The organism is Dinoroseobacter sp. S76 (genome assembly GCF_049801095.1).
In the GTDB taxonomy this organism is placed as follows: domain Bacteria; phylum Pseudomonadota; class Alphaproteobacteria; order Rhodobacterales; family Rhodobacteraceae; genus Dinoroseobacter.
This window is the reverse complement of the sequence record NZ_JBNAGH010000004.1, coordinates 277,375-297,121: the sequence shown is the minus strand read 5'-3', so window position 1 is coordinate 297,121 and position 19,747 is coordinate 277,375. Positions and strand designations below refer to the sequence as shown.

At 66.6% G+C, this 19,747-nt stretch carries 20 protein-coding genes; 18 read left to right on the top strand and 2 right to left on the bottom strand.

Annotation, left to right across the window (positions count from 1 at the left end; translation table 11 throughout):
• Nucleotides 1-199: 199 nt before the first annotated feature.
• The 13 genes from ACP153_RS14590 to ACP153_RS14530 all read left to right on the top strand — a co-directional run bounded on the left by ACP153_RS14590 (nucleotide 200) and on the right by ACP153_RS14530 (nucleotide 12,539).
• On the top strand, nucleotides 200-1,117 hold the full coding sequence (locus ACP153_RS14590; protein WP_424971739.1) for a hypothetical protein: 918 nt from the start codon (nucleotides 200-202) through the stop codon (nucleotides 1,115-1,117).
• A gap of 153 nt (nucleotides 1,118-1,270) precedes the next feature.
• Nucleotides 1,271-2,227, top strand: a complete 957-nt coding sequence (locus ACP153_RS14585) for an AAA family ATPase (RefSeq protein WP_424971738.1) — start codon at nucleotides 1,271-1,273, stop codon at nucleotides 2,225-2,227.
• Nucleotides 2,224-3,135 (top strand): DUF58 domain-containing protein, encoded by a 912-nt coding sequence (locus tag ACP153_RS14580; protein ID WP_424971737.1) that lies wholly within the window; start codon nucleotides 2,224-2,226, stop codon nucleotides 3,133-3,135. Before ACP153_RS14585 ends, ACP153_RS14580 begins: the two co-directional genes overlap by 4 nt.
• Complete coding sequence (locus tag ACP153_RS14575) at nucleotides 3,132-3,503, top strand: hypothetical protein (RefSeq protein WP_424971736.1); 372 nt, start codon at nucleotides 3,132-3,134, stop codon at nucleotides 3,501-3,503. The genes ACP153_RS14580 and ACP153_RS14575 overlap by 4 nt, the downstream gene beginning before the upstream one ends.
• Nucleotides 3,496-4,458, top strand: coding sequence for a VWA domain-containing protein (locus ACP153_RS14570; protein WP_424971735.1), 963 nt, complete (start codon nucleotides 3,496-3,498; stop codon nucleotides 4,456-4,458). The genes ACP153_RS14575 and ACP153_RS14570 overlap by 8 nt, the downstream gene beginning before the upstream one ends.
• A complete protein-coding gene (locus ACP153_RS14565; protein ID WP_424971734.1) occupies nucleotides 4,455-5,354 on the top strand; it encodes a VWA domain-containing protein in 900 nt (299 codons plus the stop codon). Before ACP153_RS14570 ends, ACP153_RS14565 begins: the two co-directional genes overlap by 4 nt.
• A complete protein-coding gene (locus ACP153_RS14560) occupies nucleotides 5,351-6,025 on the top strand; it encodes a hypothetical protein (protein ID WP_424971733.1) in 675 nt (224 codons plus the stop codon). The genes ACP153_RS14565 and ACP153_RS14560 overlap by 4 nt, the downstream gene beginning before the upstream one ends.
• Entirely contained in the window at nucleotides 6,022-7,215 is a 1,194-nt protein-coding gene (locus tag ACP153_RS14555) for a hypothetical protein (protein ID WP_424971732.1), read from the top strand. The genes ACP153_RS14560 and ACP153_RS14555 overlap by 4 nt, the downstream gene beginning before the upstream one ends.
• 111 nt (nucleotides 7,216-7,326) lie before the next feature.
• Nucleotides 7,327-8,046: a response regulator gene (locus ACP153_RS14550; protein WP_424971731.1), complete on the top strand. Its 720-nt coding sequence runs from the start codon at nucleotides 7,327-7,329 to the stop codon at nucleotides 8,044-8,046.
• Between the two features lie 11 nt (nucleotides 8,047-8,057).
• A complete protein-coding gene (locus ACP153_RS14545) occupies nucleotides 8,058-9,215 on the top strand; it encodes an FIST N-terminal domain-containing protein (protein WP_424971730.1) in 1,158 nt (385 codons plus the stop codon).
• Nucleotides 9,212-11,491 (top strand): PAS-domain containing protein, encoded by a 2,280-nt coding sequence (locus ACP153_RS14540; RefSeq protein ID WP_424971729.1) that lies wholly within the window; start codon nucleotides 9,212-9,214, stop codon nucleotides 11,489-11,491. The genes ACP153_RS14545 and ACP153_RS14540 overlap by 4 nt, the downstream gene beginning before the upstream one ends.
• Before the next feature lie 35 nt (nucleotides 11,492-11,526).
• Complete coding sequence (locus ACP153_RS14535) at nucleotides 11,527-12,189, top strand: hypothetical protein (RefSeq protein ID WP_424971728.1); 663 nt, start codon at nucleotides 11,527-11,529, stop codon at nucleotides 12,187-12,189.
• On the top strand, nucleotides 12,186-12,539 hold the full coding sequence (locus ACP153_RS14530) for a hypothetical protein (protein ID WP_424971727.1): 354 nt from the start codon (nucleotides 12,186-12,188) through the stop codon (nucleotides 12,537-12,539). The genes ACP153_RS14535 and ACP153_RS14530 overlap by 4 nt, the downstream gene beginning before the upstream one ends.
• Nucleotides 12,540-12,610: 71 nt before the next feature.
• On the opposite strand, the gene ACP153_RS14525 is transcribed toward ACP153_RS14530, so the two are convergent.
• Entirely contained in the window at nucleotides 12,611-13,426 is an 816-nt protein-coding gene (locus ACP153_RS14525; RefSeq protein ID WP_424971726.1) for a quinoprotein dehydrogenase-associated SoxYZ-like carrier, read from the bottom strand.
• A 147-nt stretch (nucleotides 13,427-13,573) separates the two neighbouring features.
• Between ACP153_RS14525 and ACP153_RS14520 the strand changes: the two genes are divergently transcribed.
• Nucleotides 13,574-14,614, top strand: coding sequence for a quinoprotein relay system zinc metallohydrolase 2 (locus tag ACP153_RS14520; protein ID WP_424971725.1), 1,041 nt, complete (start codon nucleotides 13,574-13,576; stop codon nucleotides 14,612-14,614).
• Between the two features lie 12 nt (nucleotides 14,615-14,626).
• On the opposite strand, the gene ACP153_RS14515 is transcribed toward ACP153_RS14520, so the two are convergent.
• Nucleotides 14,627-15,241, bottom strand: coding sequence for a hypothetical protein (locus ACP153_RS14515; RefSeq protein WP_424971724.1), 615 nt, complete (start codon nucleotides 15,239-15,241; stop codon nucleotides 14,627-14,629).
• Between the two features lie 166 nt (nucleotides 15,242-15,407).
• Here ACP153_RS14515 and ACP153_RS14510 point away from each other — a divergent pair, with 166 nt between their 5' ends.
• From ACP153_RS14510 to ACP153_RS14495, 4 genes are all read left to right on the top strand, one after another.
• Nucleotides 15,408-16,520: an S-(hydroxymethyl)glutathione dehydrogenase/class III alcohol dehydrogenase gene (locus ACP153_RS14510; RefSeq protein WP_424971723.1), complete on the top strand. Its 1,113-nt coding sequence runs from the start codon at nucleotides 15,408-15,410 to the stop codon at nucleotides 16,518-16,520.
• Between the two features lie 3 nt (nucleotides 16,521-16,523).
• Nucleotides 16,524-17,351 (top strand): S-formylglutathione hydrolase, encoded by an 828-nt coding sequence (fghA, locus tag ACP153_RS14505; RefSeq protein ID WP_424971722.1) that lies wholly within the window; start codon nucleotides 16,524-16,526, stop codon nucleotides 17,349-17,351.
• A 20-nt stretch (nucleotides 17,352-17,371) separates the two neighbouring features.
• Nucleotides 17,372-17,773 carry a c-type cytochrome gene (locus ACP153_RS14500; RefSeq protein ID WP_424971721.1) on the top strand — a complete coding sequence of 134 codons (402 nt, stop codon included), beginning with the start codon at nucleotides 17,372-17,374 and terminating at the stop codon, nucleotides 17,771-17,773.
• Nucleotides 17,774-17,900: 127 nt separating this feature from the next.
• Nucleotides 17,901-19,703 carry a methanol/ethanol family PQQ-dependent dehydrogenase gene (locus ACP153_RS14495; RefSeq protein ID WP_424971719.1) on the top strand — a complete coding sequence of 601 codons (1,803 nt, stop codon included), beginning with the start codon at nucleotides 17,901-17,903 and terminating at the stop codon, nucleotides 19,701-19,703.
• Nucleotides 19,704-19,747 lie beyond the last annotated feature (44 nt).

The window sequence follows — 19,747 nt, the reverse complement described above, 5'->3', positions numbered from 1 at the left end:
CCCGACCGAGCCGCGCGCACAACGGGAAACTGCCGCGTGCTGCCCTGGGGGCGCGGGGCGGTGCCTGTGCAGATCGGGGGCGCGGACCTGCCCCGAGCGCTCAATTCCGCGGCCTTTCCGGGCTCGGATGGGGGGCAACCCTTGGTATTATTGGACGGCTAAGGGTCCTCGACTACTTTCATCCCATTGGAGGCCCCCTATGCGATCCCTGCTTCTGACGATTCTTTGTGCCCTGGCGCTGGCGACAGCCGCCCATGCGGACCGGGCGACCTTTGTCGATCTGGCAAAGCGCGGCTGGAATTACGAGCTGCGCACGACCATGGTGGGTCGGGACATGTCGATCCCGGTGCATATCAACGGGCGGGATCTGGCGGGGGCGAGCCTGTGTCTGGTGGGGGAGAAGCCGCATCCGGCCTCGCTTGCGATCATCAACACCTTTCGGGATCTGGCCCATCACGTCTTCGGCAAGCCCCTGACCATGCGCTATGCGGGGCGGAGTGCGGCCAATTGCGGGGCCGGACGGACGGTGATCCTGCGGCTCTATTCCGGCTATCCGCCCAATGGGGATCTCTCCAATGACCTGCGCTGGCTGAACCAGACCTATCAGCTGGGCCTGCCGGATCGGCGGTCCTATGCGGTCTCGTCTCCGGCCATGGCGCAGACCTTTTTCGGGCGCCGGGGGCTGGGGACCCATATCATGGTCAAGCAGCCCGCGCTGAACCGGCTCGGCGCGCTGGAGACCCTGTTTTACAAGTCGATCCTGATCGAGGAGCTGTTTCAGTCCTTCACCTTCGGGATGGATATCCTGCTCTTTGATCGGGCGGCGGAGTTTCAGTCCAAGTTGCAGGAGCTGCCGACGAACCTGCACCGGCTGAACTGGGAGAGCCGGGCCTTCATGCGGGGGCTGTTGAACTCGAACCCGCCGGGGCTATGCGCGTTCGATGTCTTCATGCTCCATGCGGTGGCACAGGCGCCGGTGGACCAGACCGTGGAGCCGGCCTTCATCGAGTATATCGATGTGGAATACGACCGGCTGCTGGTGCAGGCGCAGGAGACCATGGACGACCCGCGCTTTGCCGAGATCTTTGCCCCCGGGTGCCAGCGCCCGGAGATCTAAACGGAGATCCAGGGCGCGGGGTCGGTCCGGGTTTCTGCTGGCGCGGGCGCCCATCGGGGCGGCGCGCGGTTAAGACTTTCTGCGGTGTTTGCGCAAACCATGTCCTCGGCTACCGTGATGGGAACGCCGCGCCGACGGCGGTGAGGAGGACACATGGATACAAGACCGACCCCCCGCGACGCGGGTGTCGCTGCATTGAGCGCCCATCTCGCAGCAGGTCTTGTAGGCCATGAAGCGCTGATCGAACGGCTCCTCGTGGCGCTGCTGGCGGATGGGCATCTTCTGATCGAAGGGGCGCCGGGGCTCGCCAAGACCCGGGCGGTGAAGTGGCTGTCGGATGCGGTGGAGGGCAGTTTTGCCCGGATCCAGTGTACGCCGGACCTCATGCCCTCGGACGTGACGGGCACGCCGGTTTACAAGCCCCAGGACGGGGCGTTTGAGTTCGTGCGCGGCCCGGTCTTCAACAACCTCGTGCTGGTCGACGAGATCAACCGCGCGCCGCCCAAGGTGCAATCGGCCCTGCTGGAGGCCATGGCCGAGCAGCAGGTGACCGCGGGGGTCGAAACGCACCCTCTGCCGGAGCCGTTTCTGGTCGTGGCGACCCAGAACCCGATCGAGCATGACGGGACCTTCCCGCTGCCCGAGGCGCAGCTTGACCGGTTCCTGCTGCACACGGTGCTGGACCTGCCGGGCCCCGAGACCGAGCGTCAGATCCTCGATCTGGTGGAGGCCGAAACCCAGGCGGGCCCCGTGCCGGGTCAGTCCCTGTCTCTGGAGGCGTTGAACGCGGCGCGGGCCGAGGTGCGCGGCATCCATCTGGCGCCGGAGCTGCGGGACTATATCGTCCGGCTCGTGATGGCCACGCGCGAGGGCCCGCTCGCGGCGGATGTGGAGCACGCCGTCTCGCCCCGGGGCTCGCTGGCGCTGGCGGCGGCGGCCCGGGCGCGCGCCCTGTTGCAGGGCCGGGATTACGCGATCCCCGAGGATGTGGCGGAGCTCGCCGGAGATGCCCTGGCGCACCGGATGGTGCTGAGCTGGCGCGCGGTGGCCGATGGGCGCAAGCCGCGCGACGTGGTGCGCGATATCCTGGCCCAGGTCGAGCCGCTGTGACCGAGGCGCTCTCCGCGCCCGGGATTGCCCTGCGCCCGGAGGCGTTGATCGCGCTGCGCCGCATGGTGCTGACGGCCGAGCCCCCGCCCGTGCTCGCCGCTTTGCCCGGTGGCTTTGCCACGCGGCGCAAGGGCCATGGGCTCGAGGTGGCGGATGTGCGGGAATACGTGGCCGGTGATGACATCCGGCATCTGGACCGGGGCACCACGGCGCGGACAGGGCGGTTGCATGTGCGCGAGTTCCAGGAAGAGCGTGACCGGGTCACCCTGCTCGTGGCGGATTTCCGGCCCGCCATGCTCTGGGGGGTGCGGCGGGCGTTCCGTTCGGTCGCGGCGGCGGAGGCGCTGGCCCTGATCGGCTGGAACGTGATCGAGAGCGGCGGGCGCGTGGGCCTGCTGGCCCTGGGACCCGGCGCGCCGGTGGTGGTGCCGCCTGCGGGACGGGTGCGGGGCATGCTCAACGTGATCGGCGGGCTGGTGCGGGCCCATGAGGCCGCCCTTGCCGCCATGGCGGCGGGCGAGGGGCAGGACCCGGTGCTCGATCAGGGGCTGGCGCGGGCGGATCGGATCGTGCCCTCGGGCAGCGAGATCGTCATCGCCTCGGGCTTCGACGTGCCGGGGCCGGAGCTCGCGGATCGGCTCAACGCGCTGGCGCGGCGGCGGGTGCCAAGGCTGGTGCTGATCTCGGACGGGCAGGACCTGCCCCGGGGGATCTATCCAATCGTGACCCGCGACGGGCAACGTCTGCGCGTGGCGCTGGGGGGCGGTGGCGCCCCGGAGAGCGCGCCCGGGTCCCTGCCGGTCCGAGAGGTGGCCGGGCAGCCCGCGCTGGTGCTGGATGCAGGTGCCGAGGTCGCGGCCACGGCCCGGCGCATCGTGGCGGCCTTTCCGGCGGAGCGGGCCGCATGAGTGAGCGCGCGCTTTCCGAGGCGGCCATGCTGACCAGCCTGCGGGACATTCACCTGCCGGCCAGTGCCCCCGGGGGTGGTCTGGCCGAGCTTTGCGTGGCGGTGGGGCTCGCGGCCCTTGGCGCGCTTCTGGTGGCGGCGGCCTTGCGGGCCCTGAGCCTGCGGCGGACGCGCCCGGTGCAACCGTCCCTGCGCGCGCGGGTGGCCGCATTGGACACCCTGCCGGAGGCGGCGCGGCGCACGGCCCTGCTGCATCTCTTGCGCGCCCATGCGCCGGAGCGCTACGCGCATCTGCGCGAGGGGCTGTATGCCCCCGGGGGCGGGGTGGCTTTGGCCACGCTGGAGGCGGAGGTGGCGCGTCTTGTTTGACCTTGCCGATCCCTGGGTCCTGCTCCTGTTGCCGCTGCCCTTTCTGGTGCTGCGGTTCCTGCGGGGCGGAGAGGTGACCGGCGGCGCGATCATCGTGCCAGACCGGGTGGGCGCGGCGCTGGTGGCTGCGGGGCGCAGCCGGACCCGGACCGGCGGGCTGACCGCGCGGCAGGCCACGCTCTGGCTGATCTGGGGGCTGGTGCTTCTGGCTATGTCGGGGCCGCGGGATCTGGCGCCGATCTCGGCGCTGAAGGTCTCGGGCCGGGATCTGGCCATCGTGCTCGACCTCTCGGGCTCCATGGTGCGGGATGATTTCCATCTGGGCGACCGCGCGGTCACGCGACTGGAGGCGGTGACCACGGTGGGGGCGGATTTCGCCCGGCGCCGGGCCGGGGACCGCGTGGCGCTGATCGTGTTCGGCTCGGAGGCCTATTACGCCTCGCCCTTCACCTTTGACACCGAGTCCGTGGCGCGCCGGATCGAGGAGGCGACGATCGGGATCTCGGGCCGGGCGACGAATATCTCCGACGGTCTGGGCCTCGCGCTCAAGCGGCTCAGGGACAGTGCGGCGGCGAGCCGGGTGGTCATCCTGCTCTCGGACGGGATCAACAATGCAGGGGCCACGAACCCGCGCGGGGTGGCGGAGCTGGCCGCGCGGAGCGGGGTGCGGGTCCATACCATCGCGCTGGGGCCCAAGGACCTGACCACGGCGGAGGTCGGCGAGCGTGGCGTGGTGGATGCGGCCACCTTGCGGGCGATTGCCCAGATCTCGGGCGGCGAGAGCTTTCGCGTGCGGACCACGGAGGATCTGCTGGCGGTGACCGAGGCGCTGGACCGGCTGGAGGCCACGGATGGCGACGGGCTGGCGGCTGAAATCTATCGCGAATACTGGGTCTGGCCTGCGGCACTGGCGGCGGTGATCGGGCTCTGGTTCGGCTGGCGGGAGCTGTCATGAGCGGGCTGGAACTGACCCTGTTGCGGCCTGGATGGCTGCTGGCGCTGGGGGCGCTGGTCGGGATCGGCTGGTGGCTGTTGCGGCGCCGGGGCGGGCTGGGCGACTGGCAGCGGGCGGTGGATCCCGCGCTGCTGGCGGCGATGACGGCGCTGGGGCGGGTGGACAGCCAGAGCAGCCGTGGCCCGCTCTGGGCGCTGCTGGCGGCCCTGGCGGTGATCCTGCTGGCCCTGAGCGGGCCTGCGCTGGAGCGGCGCGATACCCTGTCCTACCGCAATCTCGACGGGGTGCTCTTTCTGGTCGATGCCTCGCCGAGCGTGACCGAGGATGCCCGCTGGCCGCAGATGCTGACCATGGGGCGGTTCGGGCTGGCTTCGCTCGGGACCCGGCCCGGGGGGCTGATCGTCTATGGCGGGGATGCCTATGTGGCCACGGATATGACCGGCGATCACCTGCAGCTCGGCCAGACCTTCTCGCTGCTCTCGCCGGAGATCGTGCCCGATGGCGGCTCGCGGCCCGAGCGGGCGCTGGCGCTGGCGGCGCAGCTTCTGGCGGATGCGGAGGTGATCGCGGGGGATGTGGTTCTCTTCACCGATGGGGACGGGCTCGGTCCTGCCTCGCTTCAGGCTGCGGCGGCCATTGCGGAGCAGGGCGCGCGGCTCTCGCTGGTCTCGCTCCTGGAGCCGCGGCCCGCCTTTGCCACCCATGCGGCGGCGGGGCAGGGGGCGGTGTTCACCCTGGAGGAGACGGATGCCTTTTCCGACTGGATGCGGGAGGAGGCGCGGACCCGGCTCGAGGCGCAGGATTACCCGCTCCTTTTCTGGAAGGATATGGGGCGGTACCTGTTGGCGCTGGCCTTGCTGCCGCTGCTGCTGCTGTTCCGGAAGGGGGCCGCATGAAGGGGCTGGCCCTGATCGCCGCCGCCGCATTGGTCGCGGCCATGGCGCTTGGCGGGGGCGCGCCCTTTGGGCGGGTCCTGCTGGCCATGGGGCTGCCGGGGCTGGCGGCGCCGCTCTTTCCCGATCCCGAATGGCGGGGCGTGGCCCTCTACCGGGGCGGGGATTTCGACGGGGCGGCGGCGGCCTTCGAGACGGCGGGGGCGTTCTACAACCGGGGCAATGCGGAGGCCCATCGCGGTCAGCATGCGGCCGCGCTGGAGGCGTTTGATCTGGCCGATGCCAGGGGCGATCCGGATGCCCGGGCGAATTTCGACGTGGTCGCGGCCTATTACGCGGGGCTGGGGATCGATCCCGAGGCGCTGGGTCTCTTCCCCGAGCGCAAGGAGGGCCCGCAGGAGGAGAGCTTCATCGCGCGCGGCGATGCCCGGGCGGCGGGCACCGGGAGCGAGGTGACGAACTCGAACACCATGCTGGGTCTTGCGGAGCTCGACAGTCGCGGGCGGCTCGGGGTGCGGCGGGTCTTTGACGACCAGTTCATGATCGCCGATGAGCGCTGGCTCGAACAGCTGGGTGATGTGCCGGGCGAGTATCTCGCGGCGCGGATCTCGGCGGAGTACAAGCGCCGCCAGAAGCTTGGCCTCTCACCCCCCAAGGCGGAGGATCCGCGATGAGATGGGGTCTGCTGATCTGTCTTTGGCTGATGCCGGGGCTCGCTGCGGCGCAATCCAGTCAGGTCCTGCCCGAGGAGCTGGAGATCTGGGTGGAGCTCGAAGAGACCGATCACATGCCCATGGCGCGCGAGATGGTGCTGATCACCTTGCGGGGGATCTATCGCCGTCACATCACCCGCGAGGAAATCGTGCAGCCGGATCTCGACGGGTTCAGCTGGACCCAGCTCGGGGCGGATACCTGGCGCGAGGAACGGCTGAATGGCGCCAAGGTCAAGACCTTCACCCGGCGCATGGCGCTCTACCCGGACGCGGCGGGCACGCTGACCATCGGGTCCTTCACCCACAAGCTGACCCTAACCGACGAGGCGGATGAATGGTTCGAGCACCGCATCGAGACCGCGCCCCTGACCCTCGAGGTCGCGCCGGCCCCGGCGCGCGAGGGCTGGTGGTTTCCGGTCAAGCGGCTGGAGATCTCGGACAATTGGTCGAACGCGCCGGACCAGCTTGCCCCGGGGGAGGGGGTGCTGCGGATCGTGCGGGTCGAGGCGCTGGGGGTCACGCCGGAGATGATCCCGCCCATGCCCGACCTGACCTCGCCCTCGGCGATGATCTTTCCCCATCCGGAGAAACGCTTTGTCGAGCTCTCGCCGGACGGCCCGATCTCCTATGCGTTCTGGCGCTGGACGATCCGGCCAGGCAACGACACCTCGACCATCGTGGAACCCCTGAGCTTTGACTATTTCGACACGGTCCACCGGGAGGACCGCGCGGTGACGATCTCGGCCCAGCGGGTGGCCTATGGCACGGTGGTCCCGGAGGCGCCGGTCGCGCCCCTCCCGCAGGCCGCGCTGGTGCAGGCGCGCCTGCCGGGTTGGCCCGTGGCGCTCTTGGCGGGTCTGGTCTTTCTCGGCGGGGCGGGCTGGACGCTGGCGGGTCGGCAATTTGCCGGGCTCTCGGCGCTGCACCGGTTCCGGCTTTTTGATCCGCTGGCGCGGGGGCTGCGCCGGGCGGCGCGGACGGGCGAGGTCGCCACCTTGCGCCGCATGGCCCGCCAGATCCTGACGCGGGACGGCCCGTCCGAGGCCCGCGCGGCCCTTTTGCGCAAGCTCGACGAGGCGGTGTTCGACCCGCGGGCTGCGCCGCCGGATCTGCGCCGGTTTGCCCGGTCCTTTCTGGCCGGAACATCCTGAGCGCGCCCGGGGCCCCGGACGCGTCCGACAGACGACCACAGGCTGCGCCCTGCGCAGAACCGTTGAAATGTCTCAATTTCTCAGTAGGGTTGAGTCCCGGGGGAGGAAAACATGCAACCGTTACGTTCGGCGATCGAAGCGCGACCCGTCTCATCGATCCTGATTGTCGATGACCACCCGCTTTATAGCGATGCGTTGGAATCGGCACTGGAGATGATGTTTTCGGGCTGCGATATCCGCAAGGCCCAGACCCTGAACGCCGCCCTTGAGACCGCCGTGCAGGGCTTTGACCCGGATTTGGTGATGTTCGATCTGAAGCTGCCGGATGTAACCGGCGTGTCGGGTTTCAAGACCCTGCGCAACCGCCTGCCGAATTCGCGGATCCTCGTGATTTCGTCCCTGGCCTCGGTGGAGCTGGTGCAATCCCTGCTGGCCGAAGGTGCCGCGGGCTTTCTGCCCAAGGACACCTCGGCCTCGCAGCTGCGCACGGTGCTGGCCAAGATCGCGGCGGGCGGGACCTTCGTGCCCAAGGATTTCCGCAAGGCCGAGACCAGCGATGCCGATGAGCTTTCGGCGGAGTTTGACCATCCGAAGCTTGCGGAGCTGACCCCTCAGCAGCAGCGCATCATGCGGCTGATCTGCAAGGGCAAGCCGAACAAGGAGATCGCCTATGAGCTGTCGCTCGCCGAAGCCACGGTGAAGGCCCATATCACGGCGCTTCTGCGGCGGTTGGGCGCGCGGAACCGGACCGAGGCGGTGGTGGTTGTCGAAGAGGCCATGGCCGAGCAGCGCGGCGATGAGCCCGAGGCCCGGGCCTTTCTGCGGCGGTAGACGGGGGGCTCATGCGCGATCATTTCTCGGATCCTTCGATCGTTCAGGTGGCGGTGTCGAACCTGACCTCGCCGCGGCTGGCGGCGCGGGACGCGGCCTCCAAGATCAGTGTGTCCGAGACCCGCTTCGTGCTCGCCTTCGTGCCCGGCGAGATGAAAGGGGACGAGGTGGCCGCCGCGCTCGACGAGGCCTTGGGCGGGGTGCCGGTCTTTGGCTGCTCGACGGCGGGCCAGATCACGGATCAGGGCTATGAGACCCGGGCGCTTCTGCTGTTGGCCTTTCCCAAGAAGCATTTCCGCTGTTCCTCGGTGCTGCTGGCGCCGCTCGACCCGATTGCGCCCACGGCCCTGGCGACCACGGCGCAGCGCCATGCCCAGGAGTTTCAGCACACGGCGGGTTGGAAGCGGCTGGGCCTGATCTTTTCCGACGGGGTCTCGCAGCAGGAGGACGTGCTGGTTTCCACGCTTGAGGCCGTGCTGAGCGATCTGCCGATCTTTGGCGGCTCGGCGGGGGATTCCCTGCGGTTCGAGCAGACCTTCGTGCTCCATAACGGGGTGTCGCACAGCAATTCGGCGGTGCTGCTGATGCTGGAGACGGATCTGGAGTTTCAGGGGGTCGGGTTTGACCACTTCCTGCCCGCGGGCGCGCCTTTCGTGATCACCGGCGCCGATCCGCAGGCGCGCAAGGTCCATGAGATCAATGGCGCCCCGGCAGCGGAGGAATATGCCCGGCTGGTGGGGTGCAAGCTCGCGGATCTGTCGCCGACGATCTTTGCCGAGAACCCGGTGCTGGTGCAGTATCGCGACCGCCATTACGTGCGCGCGATCGCCGATGCGGATGACGATGGTGGGCTGTCCTTCATGGCCGCGATCGATGACGGTCTGATCATGACCCTCGGTCAGGGCCAGGAGATCTTGCAGACCCTGGAGACCGGGCTGCGCCGGCAGGATCGGCTGGGCGAGCGGCCCGATTTCATCCTTGGCTTCGACTGCGTGCTCCGCAAGCTCGAGATCGAGCAGAAGCAGCTCGCGCGGGCGGTGTCGGATATCCTCTGCGCCTCGCGGGTCTACGGGTTCAACACCTATGGCGAGCAGTATTGCGGCGTCCATATGAACCAGACCTTCGTGGGGGTCGCGTTCTTCGGACCCGGGGAGGGCTATGTCCTATGAGCATGGTCAACCCTTCGGATCCACCGCAGGTGCAGATCGAGAAGCAGGCCCGCATCATTGACGCCCTTGTCCGCCGGGCCAACCGGCAAAGCGAGATTGGCCCCTCGGCCTACCGGGCCTTTCAGTCGGCGATCGATCTGCAGCAGCAGGTGGCCGCCCAGACCCTTGAGCTGGAGACGGTCCGCTCGGACCGGGAGCGGACGCGCAAGACGCTGGTCGAGGCTCTCTCGTCCATGGGGGAGGGGGTGGCGCTCTTTTCCGAGGAGCGGCTGACGATCTGCAACGATCTCTTTCGCGGGCTCCTGCCGGATATCTCGCACAAGATCATCCCGGGCCTGTCCCTCTCCCATTACCTGGAGCTGGTGGAGGTCAGCGAGCGCGTGGTCTCGACCGATCGCAAGCTCTCGGTGCTGCGCCAGACCCTGAAGGTGCGCCAATCGGCGGGGGCGACCACGGCGCTGGTGGTCGAGCTCTGGGAGGATCGCTGGTATCAGCTCAGCATCCAGCAGACCTCGGTGGAGAACACGGTCGTCCTGATGACCGAGATCACCGCGCTGGTGCGCCGGAACCGGATGGAGAAGGAGACCCTGATCGACCGGCAGGCCGATTACCTGGCCGCCGTGTTCCAGAATATGGGGTCGGGCGTCTGCTCCTTCTCGGCCGAGGGCGAGGTGATGATGCAGAACGCCCGGTTCCGCGAGATCCTGGGGGTGCCGCTGACCTTGTTGCAGCCGGGCACGCCGCTCAGCACGCTGTTGGATTTCCTGCGGACCCGGTCGCTGATCTCGGAAGATGCCTGGCTGCGGGTTGATGAGTGGCGCGACGAGCTGCAGCGCAAGGGCGCGCTGGTGCGGCGGGTGAGCCACGGCTCGGACCGGGTGCTCGACGTCCATGCCAATGTCCTGCCCGATGGCGGGTTTCTGGTCGAGCTGAAGGATGTCACGCTCGAAACCCAGACCACGGAACTGCTGGAGAACCGGGTGCTGGCGCGCACGGCGGAGCTGACCCGGGCCAATGAGCAGCTGACGGCGCAATATGAGCAAAAGGCCCGGGTCGAGGAGGAGCTGCGCCTCTCCAAGGAGCGGGCCGAGGCGGCGGTTTCATCCAAGACCCGGTTTCTGGCGGCGGCGAGCCATGACCTGCTGCAGCCGATCAACGCGGCCAAGCTTTTGATCTCGACCCTGCAGGAGGCCACGCGGGAGACCGGGTTCCAGCCCATGGTCAAACGGCTGAAAGGGGCGTTTTCCTCGGCGGAGAACCTGCTCCATTCGCTGCTGGATATCTCGCGGCTGGAAAGTGCCGATCCCGATGCGGTCTCGCTGATGGCGGTGGATCTCGGCGCGTTGATGGAGAGCGTGCGGGACGACCAGTCGCCGCTGGCGGCACGCAAGGGGGTGCGGCTGACGGTGGTGCCCTGTTCGGTCTTCGTGCGCTCGGACCCGGTCTATCTGATGCGCTCGATCCAGAACCTCGTCGTAAATGCGGTGCAATACACCGAGCCCGGCGGGCGGGTGCTGGTGGGCGGACGGCGCAGGGGCAGCCAGGTGGTGCTGGAGGTCTGGGATACGGGCGTCGGCATCGCCGAGAAGGATCAGGCGCGGATTTTCGAGGAGTTCACCCGGGGCGATGACGTGCAGCTTGGCTCCGGCGTGGGGCTGGGCCTGTCGATCGTGGACCGGGCCTGCCGGCTTCTGGACCACGAGCTCTCGGTGCTCTCCACCCCCGGGCGCGGCTCGGTGTTTCGCATGAACATCGCGGTGGTGGATGGGGTGCCGATCCGGCGCGAGCCCCAGAGCGGGCTGACCGATGATGGCGGCCATCCGATCGATCATATCGTGATGGTGATCGAGAATGACGAAGATGTGCTCTACGGCACGATCCAGTGGCTGGAACAATGGGGAGCGAGCGTGCTGGCGGCGCGGTCCACCGAAGAGGCGCTGGCCCATGTGAACGATATGGGCATTCCGCCGGATATCATCCTGGCGGATTATCAGCTCGACGGGCCGGATACGGGGATCATGGCGATCACAGCGATCCGCGAGATCACCGGCAGCGATGTGCCCGCGATCATGATCACAGCCGATCGCAGCGAGGTTGTGCGGCGGCTGGGGCTGGAGAATGACCTGACGGTGATGACCAAGCCCGCGGCCCTGAGCCGGTTGCGCCCGCTGATCGACTGGAAGATCCGGCGCCATGCGGCCAGCCTTGCCCATCAGCGGGCCCAGGCCGAGGCCAGCGCGGTACAGACAAAGGTCGGCGGTGACAGCGCGCAATGACGCCCGCACAGTCGGCCCAAGGGGAGGACGATAAGATGAGACAGACTTTGTTGAGCCTGATGACAGGTGCGATGCTCTGCGCCTCGGCGGCGCTGGCGGCCCCGCTGGAAGGGGACAAGACCTATGAGATGCTGTTCCGCAACGGGACCCTGGACACGGTCTCGCGCGATGCGGAGCTGGTCTATAGCCGGACAGTGAATAACAGCCTCAAGCCCGAGGCCGCCGAGCGCGATACGGGCGATATCGCCCTGAGCTTTCGCGAGGGCGAGGCGGTGATGGCGCTTCTGGAGTTCCGGCAGGATGGCAAGCATCGCAAGCTGGGGGCCTTTCCGGCCAGCGTCGGCAACCCGATGATCATGTATTTCTACGAGACCGTGGTGCGGGACATGGCCGAGGCCGCCGGTGGCAGCCCGTTCTATATCCGCAACCGGGTGAAGGAGGCGCTGGTGAAGCCCTCGGATATCGTCTCGGGCGAGGCGGTGATCGATGGCGAGGTGGTCGAGACGCGGACCATCCGCATGCTGCCTTTCGCGGGCGATCCCAATGTGGACCGGATGCGCGGGTTCGGCGATCTGGAGCTGCGGGTGACCATGTCGGACGCGGTGCCCGGCTGGTACATGAGCCTGGAGGCGGAGGCATCGGGCGGGGCGGTCTATCGCAACACCCTGGCCTTTGATCGCCTCGATGTGGCGCAATGAGGGGGCTGGCGCTGGCCGCCGCCCTTGCGGCGCTGATCCCCGGAGCGGCCCTCGCCGAGAGCGTGGCCGAGCGGCTCAATGACTACCCCACTGCGGCGCGGGCGGATTACGTCTTTGCCTGCATGGTGACCAATGGGCAGACCCGCGAGATGCTGGACCGCTGCTCCTGCTCGATCGACGAGATCGCCTCGATCCTGTCCTATGAGGATTATCTGGCGGCGGAGACCGTGCTCTCCATGCGCCGGGTCGGGGGCGAGCGCATGTCGTTTTTCCAGAACGCCGCCATGGCCGAGAACATCGTGGCCGACCTGCGCCGGGCTCAGGCCGAGGCGGAGGTGATCTGCTTCTGAGCCTGTCCTGAAATGCAAAGGCCGCCGCCCCGGATCCGGAGCGGCGGCCTGTGTTTGGAAAGGGGTCCGGTTTAGCCCGTCACGCTCTTTGGCAGCACGGATTCGAAGCTGTTGCCATCGGTATCCGTGGCCTTGACCGTGAGCGCCTCGGCCCCGTTGTCATTATAGCCAAAGCGGAAGACAGGGTTCTCGGAGATCGAGATGCCGCCCTCCATGGTGAAGAGCAGCTCGTCGCCCTGCCAGACCTCCATATGATCGATGAAATGGGCCGGGATGAAGAGCTGGGTGATCTGGTCGCGCTGCAGGCCCGAATAGTTCGGGTGGCGGACCATGATCTGGGCCTCGCGCCGGGGCGTCGACATCTTGGCGCCCGCGTCGAAGGATTTCAGCTTCATCTTGCCCATATTCGCCAGCGCGATGGCCGCGTCCTTGGTCGCAGGCGCGGAGCAGCCGCCGGAGGCCTTCACATAGCGGCCCGTCATGTGGAACCCGTCCTCGGTCTCGGCGATCACGCGGACATTGGAATACTGGTCCACCCGGACGCGCAGTTCGAAATCGAGCTCGCCCATCCCCTCGCCGAAGGTAAAGACCCCGGCCACGGGCGCGGGGTTCTCATCCACGACCACGGTGGCCGCGCGGATCTGGGCGGAGGGGTCCATCTGCTTGAGCTGGATCGGCACGGTGGCCGCGTCATGGGCGCGGTAGGGCGCGTCCACGGACAGGATCCCGTCCGCCGAGGCCAGGGACACTTCATCGCCCAGCACATCGCCGCGCAGATCGTCCCATGTGGCACTCGCGGTCAGCGGGTTCTGGACAGCATCGCCCGCCCAGACCGGCACAGCGGTGAGGGCCGCCACGGCTGCGGCGCAGATCAATTTCGGGGCCATAATCTTCTCCTCCCAGTCGAAAACCTGAGACTTATGCCACAAAAATACGCAAAATGACACCTGATCCCGGGTCGGACGTGGTTTCACAATCTCGTGTGGCAGGTCCGTCTGTGGGCCCGTGTGGGGATCCGGAGGAGGAGGAACGCCGTGTTCGAAGCGATTGTCACGCTCTGCGCATCCCTGGAGGCGGGGCCCTGTCGCGACCATCTGCTGCCCGGCTATGAGGCGGCGGAGGCGGCGGTCTGCGCGGCTCAGCTGGCGGAGACACCCCCGCGAACCGCGCTGGCCGGGCTCGTGTCCAAGGGCGCGCCGCGCTGTGTGCCCGTGGGTCCGGCGCTGGCGATGACGGAGGTCGCCGCGGGCGTCTTTGTCCATCGCGGCGCCATTGCCGAGCCGGATATGGACAATCGCGGCGATGTCTCGAACTTGGGCTTTGTCATTGGCGAGACCAGCGTGGCGGTGATCGACAGCGGTACCGCGCGCTGGATGGGCGAGGGGACATGGCGGGCGATTCGCGCCGAAACCGACAAGCCGGTCAGCCATGTGATTCTCACCCATATGCATCCCGATCATGTCTTCGGCGCCTCGGTCTTCACCGATGCGGGCGCGCTGGCGTTGGGCCATGCGGATCTGCCCCGGGCGCTGATCGACCGGCAGGCCAATTACCTCGAAAGCCTTGGGCGGCTCATGGGGGCGGAGACGATGATCGGCACCGAGGTGATCCGCCTCGATCAGTTCGTGGAGGGCACCGCCGAGATCGATCTGGGCGGGCGGGTTTTGCAGCTGGAGACCTGGCCCACGGCCCATACGGGGACGGACCTGACGGTGTTTGACGCGGGCAGCGGTGTGCTCTTTGCCGGGGATCTGGTGTTTGACCAGCACACGCCGGCGCTCGATGGCAGCCTGCTGGGCTGGCGCGCGGTGATGGCGGAGCTGGCCGAGCGGGAGGTCGCGGGCGTGGTGCCGGGCCATGGCGGGCCGCTTCTGGACTGGCCGGTGGGGGCGGCGGATATGATCCGCTATCTCGCGGTGCTCGAACAGGATACGCGGCAGGCGCTGGATGCGGGCGCGCGGCTGGGGGCGGCGGTCGAGACCATCGCCCAGGAAGAGGCGGTCCATTGGGAGCTCTTCGACGCCTATAACCCGCGCAACGCGACCGTGGCCTTCACCGAGCTGGAATGGGAATAGGCGCGCCGGGCGCTAGTCCACCACCGCCACGCGCTGCAGCATCTGGGCGATGCCGAAGAGCCGCCGCTCCAAGAGGGTGGGGGTCTCGCAGAGATAGGTGATGTTGCGCTGGCGGTCCGTATAGATCAGCTGATCCCAGTCGAGCTTCTCTTCCAGGGCGTCCACCGCATCGAAATCCGGGGCGTCCTTGGCCATCTGCACATCCATGGCCACCCGGTTCGCGTCGATCTGCTCGGCCAGGGCGATCTGGCTCAGGGAGAAATCCCCGATGCCCGTGATGATCCGGCTGCGCCGCTTCGACAGGGTGTCGAATACCGTATAAAAGGCCAGCCCCAGCGCTTCGGGATCGCCGCCATAGGTCTCGGCAAACGCGGCCACGCGGGGCTCCAGCTCCTCCAGCGGGACCCGCCGCAGGGACAGGTATCCGGCCAGCTCGCGCACATCCGCATCCCGCGCCGCATCCGGGGCCACCGCCGCCGGATCGAGCGGAAAGGCCCACATCAGACCGGGGGACAGGGTTTCCACCTTGCGCTGCACACAGGGCCAGGTGGGGTCGGAATAATCCGCGGCCTGCAACGGCAGGGCCGGGGCCAGAAACGCGAGAGAAAGAGCCAGAGGTCTGAGCATGGGACATCCTTTTTCAGGTGCCCGGTCAGTATGACCAACCGACTTTATTCTGTCCAATCATCCGAATACCCACCATTGTCTTAATTGATGGATCGCGCCACCCGCGCCCATAGTCAGGGTGCGACCTTGGTGGCATGCGTCATCTTGGTCATGGGAGGAATATCGAATGAGAACACGCGCAGCTGTGGCTGTGGCTGCTGGCCAGCCCCTGGAAATCATGGAAGTGAATCTGGACGGGCCGAAAGCCGGTGAAGTGCTGGTCGAGGTCAAGGCGACCGGCCTGTGCCATACGGATGAGTTCACCCGGTCCGGCGATGACCCCGAGGGGATCTTCCCGGCCATTCTGGGCCATGAGGGCGCCGGTGTGGTGATCGAGGTGGGCGAGGGCGTCACCTCTCTGGAAGTCGGGGATCACGTGATCCCGCTCTACACCCCGGAATGCCGGGAGTGCGAATACTGCCTGAACCCCAAGACGAACCTGTGCCAGAAGGTGCGGGCGACGCAGGGGCAGGGCCTGCTGCCCGATGGCTCGACCCGGTTCTCGATGCTCGATGGCACGCCGATCCACCACTATATGGGCTGCTCGACATTTGCGAACCACACGGTGGTGCCGGAGATCGCGCTGGCCAAGGTCCGCAAGGACGCGCCCTTTGACAAGATCTGCTACATTGGCTGCGGCGTGACCACGGGGATCGGCGCGGTGATCAACACCGCCAAGGTCGAGATCGGCTCGCGCGGGATCGTCTTTGGTCTCGGGGGCATCGGCCTCAACGTGATCCAGGGCCTGCGTCTGGCCGGGGCCGATCAGATCGTCGGCGTCGACCTGAACGAGGGCAAGGTCGAGATGGCCACCCATTTCGGCATGACCCACTTCGTGAACCCCTCCAAGGTCGAGGGCGATCTGGTGGCGCATCTGGTCGAGCTGACCGGGGGCGGTGCGGATTACACTTTCGATGCGACGGGCAATGTGGGCGTGATGCGCACAGCGCTCGAGGCCGCCCATAAGGGTTGGGGCGAGAGCGTCATCATCGGCGTGGCCCCTGCGGGCGCCGAGATCGCCACCCGTCCGTTCCAGCTGGTCACGGGCCGGGTCTGGCGCGGCACCGCCTTTGGCGGCGCGTCGGGGCGCACGGATGTGCCGAAGATTGTCGACTGGTACATGGACGGCAAGATCGAGATCGATCCGATGATCACCCACAAGCTGACATTGGACGAGATCAATCACGGTTTCGATCTGATGCACAAAGGTGAGTCCATCCGCGCTGTCGTGGAGTTCTGAGACGTGGTCGATCTGGTTTCAGAAAACCGGAGCTTCGGCGGGGTCCAGAAGGTCTTTACCCATGCTTCCGGCACCTGTGGATGCGATATGACCTTCGCAGCCTACCTGCCGCCGCAAGTGGCGGATGGGCCGGTGCCGGTGATGTGGTATCTGTCGGGCCTGACCTGCACCCATGAGAACGCCATGGTCAAAGGCGGCTTTCAGGAGCACGCGGCCAAGCACGGGATCGCTGTGATCTTTCCCGACACCTCGCCCCGGGGCGAGGGCGTGGCCGATGACGATGCCTATGATCTGGGGCAGGGGGCGGGGTTCTATGTGAACGCCACCCGCGACCCGTGGAAGCCGCATTTCCAGATGTATGACTATGTCCTGCAGGAGCTGCGCGGGATCGTGCTCGACACCCTGCCGGTGCAGGATCGCCACGGCATCACCGGGCATTCCATGGGCGGGCATGGGGCGATCACCCTGGCCCTGCGCAATCCGGACATGTTCACCTCTCTCTCGGCCTTTGCGCCGATTGCCCATCCGACCCAATCCGATTGGGGCCGCAAGCAGCTCAGCGCCTATCTCGGCGATGACGAGGCGGCCTGGTCGGGGCATGACTCGACGCTTCTGCTGCGCGAGCATGGCTGGAAGGGGGATCTGCTGGTGGATCAGGGCGCGTCGGATCAATTCCTCGATCTGCTCAAGCCCGAGGCTCTGGCCGAGGCCATGACCGCCCGGCGCCAGCCCGGCCAGGTCCGGATGCAGGCGGGCTATGACCATTCCTATTTCTTCGTGAACACATTCGCGGGCGACCATGTGGCATGGCATGCCGCGCGACTGACGTGATGCAATTGAAAGAGACCAAAATGATCCGGACCTTGTTTGCAGCGACCTGCCTTCTGACCTTGCCGATGACTGCCCTGGCCGGCGGTCACATCACCGGCGATGCGGCGGCAGGCGAAAAGGTCTTTCGCAAGTGCAAGGCCTGCCACCAGGTTGGCGCGGATGCCAAGAACCGGGCGGGTCCGGTCCTGAACGGTGTCGTGGACCGCGCCGTCGGGTCGATCGAAGATTTCAAATATTCTGATGCTCTGGCCGGACTGAATGCCGATGGCACCGTCTGGAGTGTTGAAAACCTTGAGGCGTTTCTCACCAAACCCAAGGACTACGCAAAAGGCACGAAGATGGCCTTTGCCGGTCTGCGGAAGGAAGAGGACCGCCAAAACGTGATTGCCTATCTCGCCTCCTTCGGGGCGGACGGGATGTAAGGCAAGCCATTCTGCGGGGTCGAGGAGGAACGTGGCCCCGAAGAATTGAACGACAAGATGCTCGGCCCAAACCCGGGGCGACCATCATCCTTGCGGTGTCTTCACCGCTTTACTGGGAGGAATATTGATGAGAAAGCTTTCGCTTCTAACATCAGGTATAGCTCTTTGTGCCGCCTCGGTTGCGTATGCAAATGACGACCTGATCGCCCAAATGGACAATTCAGAGCAATGGGCGATCCAGACTGGTGACTATAAGAACCAGCGCTATTCAGAGCTCGATCAGATCAATGCCGGGAATGTGGGCGACCTGCAGGTGGCCTGGACCTTCTCGACCGGTGTGCTGCGGGGCCATGAGGGCTCGCCGCTGGTGATCGGCGACACGATGTATGTCCATACACCGTTCCCGAACATCGTCTATGCGCTCGATCTGGCCAATGAAGGCAAGATCATCTGGAAGTATGAACCCAAGCAGGATCCGGATGTGATCCCGGTGATGTGCTGTGACACGGTGAACCGTGGTGTGGCCTATGCGGATGGCAAGATCTTCCTGCACCAGGCCGACACCAAGGTCGTGGCGCTGGATGCCAATACGGGCGACGTGCTCTGGGATGCCCAGAACGGCGATCCGGCCATTGGCGAGACCAACACCGCGACGGTTCTGCCGGTCAAGGACAAGATCATTGTCGGCATCTCGGGCGGTGAGTTCGGTGTGCGCGGGTCTGTGACCGCCTACAACATGAACACCGGCGAGCGTGAGTGGCGCGCCTATTCCATGGGTCCGGACAGCGACATCCTCGTCAATCCGGAGACGACCACCCATCTGGGCAAGCCCGTTGGACCGGATTCCGGCACCAACACATGGGAAGGCGATCAGTGGATGATCGGCGGCGGCACCACCTGGGGCTGGTATTCCGCGGATATGGACGAGAACCTGTTCTACTACGGAACCGGGAACCCCTCGACCTGGAACCCGGCACAGCGCCCGGGCGACAACCGCTGGTCCATGACCATCATGGCGCGGGACATCGACACGGGTGAAGCCAAGTGGTTCTACCAGATGACCCCCCATGACGAGTGGGATTATGACGGCATCAATGAAATGATCCTCACGGAGCAGGACATTGATGGCGAGGAGCGCAAGCTTCTGACCCACTTTGACCGGAACGGTCTGGCCTACACCATGGACCGCGTCTCTGGTGAGCTGCTCGTCGCCGAGAAGTTCGACCCGGTCGTGAACTGGACCACCGGTGTGGACATGGATCCCAACTCCGAGACCTATGGTCGTCCGGCGGTTGTGGCCCAGTACTCCACCGAGCAGAATGGCGAAGACGTGAACTCCACCGGCATCTGCCCGGCGGCGCTCGGCACCAAGGACCAGCAGCCTGCGTCCTACTCGCCGAAGACCGAGATGTTCTACGTCCCGACCAACCACGTCTGCATGGACTATGAGCCGTTCCGCGTGTCCTACACCGCTGGTCAGCCCTATGTGGGTGCGACGCTGGCGATGTACCCGGCGCCGGACAGCCATGGTGGCATGGGCAACTTCATCGCCTGGGATAACATCAATGGCGAGATCAAGTGGTCCATCCCCGAGAAGTTCTCGGTCTGGTCCGGTGCGCTGGCCACGGCGGGCGACATCGTCTTCTACGGCACGCTCGAAGGTCACCTGAAGGCCGTGCATGCGGATACGGGCGAGGAGCTTTATCGCTTCAAGACCCCGTCCGGCATCATCGGCAACGTGATGACCTATGAGCATGACGGCAGACAGTATGTCGGCATCCTCTCGGGTGTGGGCGGCTGGGCCGGGATCGGCCTTGCGGCTGGCCTGACCAACCCCAATGACGGTCTGGGTGCTGTGGGCGGCTATGCAGCCCTGAGCGACTACACCGCTCTGGGTGGTCAGCTGACCGTGTTCGCCCTGCCGAACTAAGCCCGGTTCCCGAGGCTTCTGGGGTTGGCGTGTCTGCCGATGCG

Coding starts and splice junctions, on each gene's coding strand:
- ACP153_RS14585 (WP_424971738.1), top strand. CDS start 1,271: ATGGATACAAGACCGACCCCCCGCGACGCGGGTGTCGCTGCATTGAGC.
- ACP153_RS14555 (WP_424971732.1), top strand. CDS start 6,022: ATGAGATGGGGTCTGCTGATCTGTCTTTGGCTGATGCCGGGGCTCGCT.
- ACP153_RS14565 (WP_424971734.1), top strand. CDS start 4,455: ATGAGCGGGCTGGAACTGACCCTGTTGCGGCCTGGATGGCTGCTGGCG.
- ACP153_RS14550 (WP_424971731.1), top strand. CDS start 7,327: ATGCAACCGTTACGTTCGGCGATCGAAGCGCGACCCGTCTCATCGATC.
- ACP153_RS14515 (WP_424971724.1), bottom strand. CDS start 15,241: ATGCTCAGACCTCTGGCTCTTTCTCTCGCGTTTCTGGCCCCGGCCCTG.
- ACP153_RS14590 (WP_424971739.1), top strand. CDS start 200: ATGCGATCCCTGCTTCTGACGATTCTTTGTGCCCTGGCGCTGGCGACA.
- ACP153_RS14510 (WP_424971723.1), top strand. CDS start 15,408: ATGAGAACACGCGCAGCTGTGGCTGTGGCTGCTGGCCAGCCCCTGGAA.
- ACP153_RS14560 (WP_424971733.1), top strand. CDS start 5,351: ATGAAGGGGCTGGCCCTGATCGCCGCCGCCGCATTGGTCGCGGCCATG.
- ACP153_RS14525 (WP_424971726.1), bottom strand. CDS start 13,426: ATGGCCCCGAAATTGATCTGCGCCGCAGCCGTGGCGGCCCTCACCGCT.
- ACP153_RS14540 (WP_424971729.1), top strand. CDS start 9,212: ATGAGCATGGTCAACCCTTCGGATCCACCGCAGGTGCAGATCGAGAAG.
- ACP153_RS14545 (WP_424971730.1), top strand. CDS start 8,058: ATGCGCGATCATTTCTCGGATCCTTCGATCGTTCAGGTGGCGGTGTCG.
- ACP153_RS14530 (WP_424971727.1), top strand. CDS start 12,186: ATGAGGGGGCTGGCGCTGGCCGCCGCCCTTGCGGCGCTGATCCCCGGA.
- ACP153_RS14535 (WP_424971728.1), top strand. CDS start 11,527: ATGAGACAGACTTTGTTGAGCCTGATGACAGGTGCGATGCTCTGCGCC.
- ACP153_RS14495 (WP_424971719.1), top strand. CDS start 17,901: ATGAGAAAGCTTTCGCTTCTAACATCAGGTATAGCTCTTTGTGCCGCC.
- ACP153_RS14575 (WP_424971736.1), top strand. CDS start 3,132: ATGAGTGAGCGCGCGCTTTCCGAGGCGGCCATGCTGACCAGCCTGCGG.
- ACP153_RS14500 (WP_424971721.1), top strand. CDS start 17,372: ATGATCCGGACCTTGTTTGCAGCGACCTGCCTTCTGACCTTGCCGATG.